The 8,618-nt window shown below is 58.0% G+C and carries 4 protein-coding genes; 1 reads left to right on the plus strand and 3 read right to left on the minus strand.

From position 1 onward, the window contains the following. Together P5540_19390 and P5540_19395 are read right to left on the minus strand one after the other, a co-directional pair. Positions 1 to 2,452: PAS domain S-box protein (locus tag P5540_19390; GenBank protein ID HRT66978.1), on the minus strand; the 2,452-nt coding region annotated here is incomplete at its 3' end. A 137-nt stretch (positions 2,453 to 2,589) separates the two neighbouring features. Then, entirely contained in the window at positions 2,590 to 4,851 is a 2,262-nt protein-coding gene (locus tag P5540_19395; GenBank protein ID HRT66979.1) for an acylase, read from the minus strand. A 228-nt stretch (positions 4,852 to 5,079) separates the two neighbouring features. Between P5540_19395 and P5540_19400 the strand changes: the two genes are divergently transcribed. After that, complete coding sequence (locus P5540_19400; GenBank protein ID HRT66980.1) at positions 5,080 to 6,978, plus strand: ABC-F family ATP-binding cassette domain-containing protein; 1,899 nt, start codon at positions 5,080 to 5,082, stop codon at positions 6,976 to 6,978. A gap of 154 nt (positions 6,979 to 7,132) precedes the next feature. Here P5540_19400 and P5540_19405 read toward each other — a convergent pair whose 3' ends face one another. Beyond that, positions 7,133 to 8,083: a TIM barrel protein gene (locus P5540_19405; protein ID HRT66981.1), complete on the minus strand. Its 951-nt coding sequence runs from the start codon at positions 8,081 to 8,083 to the stop codon at positions 7,133 to 7,135. Positions 8,084 to 8,618: the final 535 nt, after the last annotated feature.

Below are 8,618 nucleotides of genomic sequence, written 5' to 3' on the forward strand. Positions count from 1 at the left end.
CGATGTCGCCGCCGAGATCGCGCACGGCAAGCGACACCCAACGTTCGGCGGACTCCTCGACCGCATGCAGCGCGTTGCTCAGCAGATTGACCAGCACTTCCATTATCTGCGTCGGACGGCATTCGATGCACAGCGTTTCAGAAACGGGTTCGACCTGAAAATGGACATCGTACGAGACGAACCGTTCGCGGCAAACGGACTCGGTATCCTCGACGATCGTCCGCACGGCCGTTTCATGAAAGGGGTCTTCCTCGCCATCCCGTGTGAAATTGCGCAATCCCTTGATTATCGTCTGAATGCGCGTCGCGTTGCGCATGATGGCGTCCGAAAGGCGATCGCTCATCTCCTGCGTGAGCAGACCCTGCTGCACGGCTTTTCGGATCTGCTCGGCGGAACCGGAAACGATCGCGAGCGGATTGTTGATTTCATGGGCGATATTGGCGGCCATTTCGCCCAGGATGGACATTTTCTGCGACTCGACCAGTTTGGCCCGCTGTTCCTCGATGAGGCGCTGGGCAATACGCTCCTCGCTGATATTGCGGACGACACCCTCGACGGCCACGGGCTTGCCTTCTTCGTCCGCGATGATGGCGCTCGAAAGAAAAATCCAGCGTTCCTTCCCTTCCGGATCGATAATTTTGCACTCGTAACCGTTCGGCGCGTTACCCCGGACGGCTTCCCTAAAGAGTTTTTCCAGTTCCTCCTTGAAGTCGGGGTGAATTATTTGGGTTAGAAAAAAGGGCGTTTCGGTAAATGAAGCGGCCGGATAGCCGAAGATGTCCAATGCGGACGGGCTCATGTACTCGCATACGCCGTCCGGCAGCCGGATGCGAAAAACCGCGTCGCGCAGGCCTTCCAGCAACGTGCGGTATTTGCGCTCATTCGCCTCCAGCAACTCGATGGACCTTGCCCGATCAATCACGCTTGTGAACAGATTGGCCACAATGTGCATCAGCCGCATGTCGCTGTCGGACCATGTTCTTTCGGTTCGGTGCATGGTCACGGCGATGAATCCCAAAAGACGGTTGCCGGCACGCATGGGCGCCAGAATCGCCCCGCGAATGCCACGTCGTTCGTGATTTTCACGTTCGGCCGACGCGGCGGGCGGCAAATCGCGATTTGAATGGATGACAATGATTTCCCCGCGGCTCAATTGTCGCAAGGTCCATCGCAGGGGCGCCATGTCCAGACCCACCAGATTTTCGACCTGGGACGGAATTCCCGGCGAACACCACTCCTCCATCCGGAGAATGATTGACGCCTCGGGGTTGAAGTGAACGACCGACCCGCGATCCGCCTGCATGAACTGAACGATTACCGAAAGGCCGTGGCAAATCTCCTTGCCGATGTCCGTTGTTTCGATGCCGGCAAAGCGGGTGGCTATCTTCGACACGATTTCTTCCATGGCCAAACGGTCATGCAGCGCGGACTCCGCCGTCTTGCGCGCGGTAATGTCGCGCGAAACGCCCATCACGGCGGTCACGGCGCCGTCATCGTCGCGCAACGGCACAAGAAATGTGTCCTGCCACGCGAGCCGGCCACGAAACACCGCCGGATGCTCCGTGCGGAAAAGTTCGCCCGACGCAAACACCCGCTCCAGGCTTTTGCGCTGTTGTTCCTCGATGTGAGGCGGAAACAATTCGGTCCGTTTGCGTCCGATAATTCGATCAACCGGAAGGTCCAATTGTTTACCCGCTTCGCTGTTGGCATACAGCACGGTATCGTCGCGCGACACAATGTATATGACTTCACGGGTGGCTTCCGCCAGCGAACGATACCATTTCTCGCTCTGCCGAAGGGCCGCTTCGGCCCGGCTCCTTTCCTGAATTTCGCACTCGAGGCGCTGGTTGGATTCCGCCAGTTTTTCCGTGCGGTCGCGCACGCGCCGCTCGACTTCCTCGTTGGCCGCCCGAAGGGCTTCCTGGCTATCGCAAAGCGTCTGCGCTGTTCGGCGGTGCGCCTCGGCCTCGACCGAGAGACGCGCGCGGTCCTCGGCCATTCGATCCGCCGTGACGGACAAATAAAAAATGGTCAGATAGAAACTACCGCAAAGAAGAAACATGCCGGCGATCAATAAGACGTCTTCGAGTCCCAAGATCTGATTTAGGGCTTCAAGCGGCGCATCAATGATGGGAAGACGCATGAAATCGGCCAAGCTGACGGCCTGCGATAAAATGCACAACGCTACCCCCGCCGTGATGGTGCGCATGATCCATGGCGACGTCCCCAGCCGGTAAAACACGTAGATGGAGGGCGCACAGGCCACGATGAGCGCCAGAAGCGTCAGCGTTCCCGTGATTTCAAATCCGATGTCCAACTTGGCGTACAGATAACGTCCAGCCAGTTCGATGCCGCCGCCAAGCAATAACGACCCAACTGCGATAAAAAGCAGGGTTCGCCGGCCACGCGTGACAGCGCTGATATCGCGCCCTGCCTTGTCGGAATCCTTCATAAAGCATCCGCCCGGCCGCATAATCTGTCGAAAGTGACCATGGACACAGTTCCCCTGCAAAACCCCATGAATCCTATTCATTATGGCACGAGCGGTTGGACAATGCAACGCAACGAAAAAGAAAACCCATGACCGGTCTATTGGCCTGGCCGGTATTCCTTTTCAAGGTTGGCGCGGATGTCCGCCTCATCGAGCCAGACGGGTTTCAACTTGCATGCGGCAAACAGGGGCGCCTGGTCCGCGTAATGCGGCGATTCGGGCCTCATCGTCGCACTGCCGAACTGGTGAACGCTGCCGGAATGTACTTTTCCATCCGGGTCCCATTCCACGACGAGAATATAGCAATCCCCGGCCATGCCCACGAGACGGCCGTCCGCCAGATTGCCATAAACGGCATGAAGGGTGTCGGGGCCACCGCTCAGACCGATGTCCACGTTGCCGCGCACAAGCCGGTTGATGTCGCCCCAGGGCACATCGAGCCGCCCGTATTTTTCCTTGAGCATGGCCGCGCGTTCTTTCAGCAGTTGAATGCGATCCGGTTCCGTGCCGCCAAACATCCGTGCGCGCACAATCGGTTCCAAGGTCAAAATCGCCAGTGCCGTCACGCGATTGTCCACGTCCGTCCGGTAGTCCCATGTCTTCAGCAAATCAACCGCCTCGCGCACAAGCGGATCGTCCGAAGGCGGCATCGCGAAAAGTTCGTCCAACAACTTGCGCGCATCGGACTTGTCCGAATAGGCAATGTCGAATTTGTATTCGAGGAATTCTTCCCCGGAGATCTTTTCATCGCTTCCGAGTAGCTCCAGATAACGGTAGGCCCGGTTCGTCATATCCGTATCTATGCCCAAGGTGGGCGAAAAATCCTCCGGCTTGGGATTTTCGCCGATGGCGGTTGTCTGAAACGGCGTGTTGTTGCAGTTCATGACAAATCCCGCGGCCGGATTTTTAATTTGCGGCAGTTTCTCGAACGGAATGAACTCGGTCCAAAGCGTTTCCGAGGTATCGCCCGGCAGGTACTGTTTCCAGTCGTAACCTTCCTGCCGCACGGGAAACAGGGCGTTATATAGATAGTAAATGTTGCCTTCGCGGTCCGCGTACCCCATGTTGAACGAGGCGATTCCGCGCATCTTGACGGCTGCCTGCCATTCCTCGAAATTCCTCGATTTCCCCATTCGATACCATTGCTCGATCTGCCGGATCTCCCCCATGCCCGCATAGCGAATCGCATACACGCCGTGCGGCCGCCGGATGATCGGGCCGTGCACCGACCAGGATACCTCGCGCTTGAATGTCCATTGGATCGGCCCGGCGATGCGGCATTTGATCCGGGCGTACCGGACATCCAAATCCCGCCATTGGCCGTCGAAGCGGTACTGGTTCGGATTGTCGGGATTCATCTCGAGGACATACACGTCGGTCAAGTCGGGCTGGTTCACCGTGTGGGCCCAGCCGAGATTGCGGTTGTGTCCGTGCAGGATAATGGGCGATCCGGGAAACAGTCCGCCCACGATGTCCATCCCTTCTTCACTATGCAGATGGGCCTCGTACCATGCCACCTGCCCTGTCCATGGCTGGTGCGAATTGATGTTGAGCCGAGTCCAACCATCCGCCGAACGCGAGGGCGCCACGGCGGCCGTGTTCGATCCCGGTTCGACGCCGCGTGTAAAAATGTCAAACAGCGATATTCCCTCACGCGCGGCGGTGTTTTTAGTTTCTTTCTCCACAACTTCCCTGCAAGGTTCACAGAAATTACGGGCAAAGAAAGCATCCCCCTGATTGAGGCTTTGGGACTGGGCCGCGTTAGGCGCTTCCGCAACGTTTTTTTGCGAGACAGGATGTTTTCGCTTGAAGGACAACACGTCTTTCAGTTCGCGGTCGAGCCGGAAAAAAAGCGGGGATTTCAGCACGAAACCCGCCACAACGTCCTTGCCGGTCGCCGGAAAGACTTCCGGTTTCAGCATGGCTTCCGGATGTTGCGCCGCATACAGATTGACACCGTCCGCATAGGCCTCGCAGACGGCGCGTATTTCAGGACTTAGATCCGTTTCGTATTTGGCATTGATTACGTCCCAGAGGCGGATGGCCGCAGCCAGCAGATCGGTCGGCATGCCCTTGAGGCCTTTGACCGAGGCGAGTTCCCCGCGTCCCGCCAGGAGACTTTCCTGGATGGTCGCAAAATCGTCCTCCGAATGGGCGAAACCAATGCCGAAAGCCGTATCGGCATCCGTTTTGCCAAACACATGCGGCACGCCCCATGTATCGCGCAAAATGCGGACATCGTACTGCTTGGCGCGTTCAAGCAGTTTGTCGGCATCCAAGGATGGCTCTTCACGAGCACAGGAAACCAACGCAACCGCCGCCAAAAGGGAAATAACCCCCACCCACGACCGAAACAACATGACAACATCCTCCTTCGCAATACAACTTCCCGCTTCCGCAATCTCCTCCGCATTCGGAAGCGTCCCGGCGCACGGCACTACCCTGCCGCATACCGAGCCTTGTGCATATCTATGACCGTCCGGCGCATCGTTGGGTTTCACTGGACCCTTCGGGGCGGCGCCGCGTATACTTTCCCGGCCCGGGGATCCAAACAGCCAAAAAGCGCCGGGCGTTATTCGGATTCTGCAATGAGTTTGATTCGATTGGAAAACGTGACAAAGACCTTCGGCGGCAAACCGACGCTGGACGGCATCTCTTTTCGCGTCGAGGAAGGCGAAAAAATCGGCCTGATCGGCCGGAACGGCACGGGAAAGTCCACCATCTTTCGCCTGATCACGGGCGAACTCGAACCGGACAGCGGAACCATCGAGCGCATGCGGCGCGCGCGAATCGCGTGTCTTGCGCAAATGCCGGACCTCGGCATGAGCGATACCATCTTCGACACGGCGATGATGCCGTTTCGGGAACTCGTCGAAATGGAGAAGGTCTTGGCGGACTTGGAGCACCGCATGGCGGCGGGCGACGAGTCTGTTCACGACCGGTACGGCGCATTGCAGGACATGTTTTCGGCGCGCGGAGGATACACGTTCCACACGACGGCAAAACGCGTCTTGCATGGGCTGGGCTTCCGCGAGGCGGATTACAACCTGCCGGTAAACGCGTTGAGCGGAGGCCAGCGGACGCGCCTCATGCTCGCGCTGATCCTGTTGCAGGACGCTGATCTGCTGCTGCTGGACGAACCGGAAAATCATCTCGATATCGAGGCGCAGGAATGGCTCGAAACCTTCCTGCTCGAATCGCCGAAGGCCATCGTCATCATCACCCACGACCGGCGCATGCTCGACCACGTCGTCACGCGCATCGTCGAAGTCGAACGGGGCGCCCTGGCGAACTATTCGGGAAACTATGCGTTCTACCGGAAACAGAAGGCGCTAGTCCGCGAGCAGCAACAAAAGGCCTTTGAGCGCCAGCAGGCCTTCATCGAAAAGGAACAAAGCTGGATCGAGCGGTTCCGGTACAAGAACACAAAGGCGGATCAGGTGCAGAGCCGTATCGCGCGCCTCGAAAAAATGGAGCGGCTCGAAGCGCCGCCGCCGGAATCGGCCTCGGTGAAATTTACCTTCGGCGACGTCGTGCGCAGCGGGCAATGGGTGCTCAAGGCCGAAGGACTGGCGATGGCCTACGGGGATTTGCGGCTATACCAAGGACTGTCGTTCCACGTCGAACGGGGCGAACGCGTCGGCATCATCGGCCCGAACGGTTCAGGCAAGACGACGCTGCTGCGGCATCTGGCGGGCCGTCTTCCGATCGGAACGGGAACAGTAACACTGGGCCACAAGGTGCGCATCGGTTTCTACCAGCAGCACCATGAAGACGTGAACCGGGCCAATGACATCCTCGCCGAAATTCGCGCCCTGCGGCCCGATTTGACCCCGGAGCGCGTGAGGAATTACATGGGACGCTATCTGTTCACCGGCGACGACATTTTCAAGCCGTTGTCGGCGCTCAGCGGAGGGGAATTGAGCCGGGTGGCCATCGCGAAACTCGTCTTGGGCGGCGCGAACCTGCTCTTGCTCGACGAACCGACAAACCACCTCGATATTGCCTCCCGCGAGACCATCGAGGGTGCGCTTGAGGAATTTCCAGGGACGATCCTGCTTGTTTCACACGATCGCCAACTGATCGATCGCCTTGTCAACCGTCTCATCGTCGTCGAGAACGGAACGGCGTCTGTGTATCTCGGCAATTACTCGGACTACCACCGGAAAACCGAACAGGAAAACGCCGTTGCCGCGCCGCAACCCAAACATGCCCGCGACCCGATGAGTATCCGGAAAAAACCGTCCGGCAAGGACAAATCCGCCGAACGTGAAAGCCGAAAACGCCGCAAACAACTCGATGAAATCGAACGCAACATCGAGGCGATGGAGGAAATGATCGAAGCGTTCGACCAGCGATTCGCGTCGCTCGATCCGTCCGATTACATGGCCGCACGCCGGCTGAAGGAAGAGTACGACGGCCTCAAGGAGGATCTTCAGGCCCTCTACGCCGAATGGGAACAACATATCGCCGCGGAAACGGGATGAAAGCGCCCCCCCCGCCGCCTTTACAGGCATACTTTATACGGCATCCGAATATTTTCCGTTGGACAGGCTGTCCAGCCTGTAAAAACGTCAGAGATAGACTGTCCAGCCTGTCAATTCGCGGGGCGTCTGATCCAGGAACTTTTGAAATACGGTCTCAACCGGAAAAGGCCCGTTGCGCCGTGTCAATGGCCTGTTTTCCCATGCGCGCGGCGCGATAGACGTCTTCAATCATCCATGCGTCAATCATGATCCAGCCCGCATAACCGCCGTCCCACAAGGCCTTCAGCGACGCCTGAATGTCGCAATGACCGTCGCCGCAGGCCAGATGCTTCGATGTCCCCCGGTACATTGAACCGTCCGTATCCGTGAGATGCACATGGCCGATATGTTTCACGCCAAGTTGAAGGAGCATGTCCTCGGGTTTTCCCCGGCTGCCCGTCATACAGTCGAAATGGCTGGGATCGTAATTCGTCTTGCAAGCCGGATGATCGGCGCCGGCAAGGATCCGTTGAAGATGATCCGGCGTGTTGAACAGAAACGGCGGCTCGATCTCGAACGACAGGTAAAGACCCGAGTCGGACGCGATCCGCGCCGCTTCGCGATAACTGCCCGAAAGGGCTTCGATCGCGCGATCCACGTCCGGTTGCCCGCGCAGGTCGCCGCCGGGCCAATGTCCCACGAACACGCAGCCCAGTTGTTGGGCCAGGCGCACGTAATCCGCAAATTGCCGAAGCCACTCCCGGCGCGCCGCGGCATCCGCCGCATAGGCGTCCGCGCCGAAGGTCTGGATCGTGTAGATGCGCAAACCATAGCGATCATAAAGCGTTTTCAGCGCAGCCACGCGTTCCGGCGCATCCGGCGACGGATACCCCCCCATCGGCCAGCCATCCACCAGTTCAATCCCGTCGAAACCCGACTTTGCCGCGAAATCCAGGATCTCCCAGATGGGATAACTCTTCCCATGGGCATCGGCGGACGACATAAAGCCGTTCAGCCCCAAGCCGGCCTTCCAGCGCGGCGCATCCGCCCCCGCCTTCATCGCCATGCCGGCGAAAGCCAACGCGGAACCCGCCAAACTTCCCGCCAGAAAACGTCTCCGATTCATCTCCCTACCTCCTTCCGCTCCTAATGGCAAGCCCATTCACCGCAACGGCCGGTTACGCCGAATGCCGATTCGACGACTTTGGCGATATTCAATTATCCTACAAATCCCGATTGGTTTCATCCGGTTGATCCCATAACAAATCGCAACACAGCAAGACACAGGGGGAGAGTGTCTTGAATAGTCATAAAAACAAGGCTTTGCCGGACACCGCTTCTATACGTAGAAATGTTCAGGAAAGATGCCTTTTGAATAATGGGTAAATGTGATCTCGTGTCGCTTTCACGATGGCGCCTGACACATCAACGTATTGCCAAGGACAGATTCGCGCGCTTACCCGAGGAACCCTTGCGCCCCTCGGTATGTTCCCCTTGGTCTGTGGAAACAGAAGGCGCCGACATCCCCCGGTCACTCAAATGGGATCTAAAAATAAAAGCGCCAACAATCACTCCGAAGAACTGTTGGCGCATAAATGATTATTATGGAGCGGGACACGGGGTTCGAACCCGCGACATCCAGCTTGGGAAGCTGGCACTCT

The organism is Candidatus Hydrogenedentota bacterium, from assembly GCA_035450225.1.
Classification (GTDB): domain Bacteria; phylum Hydrogenedentota; class Hydrogenedentia; order Hydrogenedentales; family SLHB01; genus DSVR01.

Coding starts and splice junctions, on each gene's coding strand:
- P5540_19395 (HRT66979.1), bottom strand. CDS start 4,851: ATGTTGTTTCGGTCGTGGGTGGGGGTTATTTCCCTTTTGGCGGCGGTT.
- P5540_19405 (HRT66981.1), bottom strand. CDS start 8,083: ATGAATCGGAGACGTTTTCTGGCGGGAAGTTTGGCGGGTTCCGCGTTG.
- P5540_19400 (HRT66980.1), top strand. CDS start 5,080: ATGAGTTTGATTCGATTGGAAAACGTGACAAAGACCTTCGGCGGCAAA.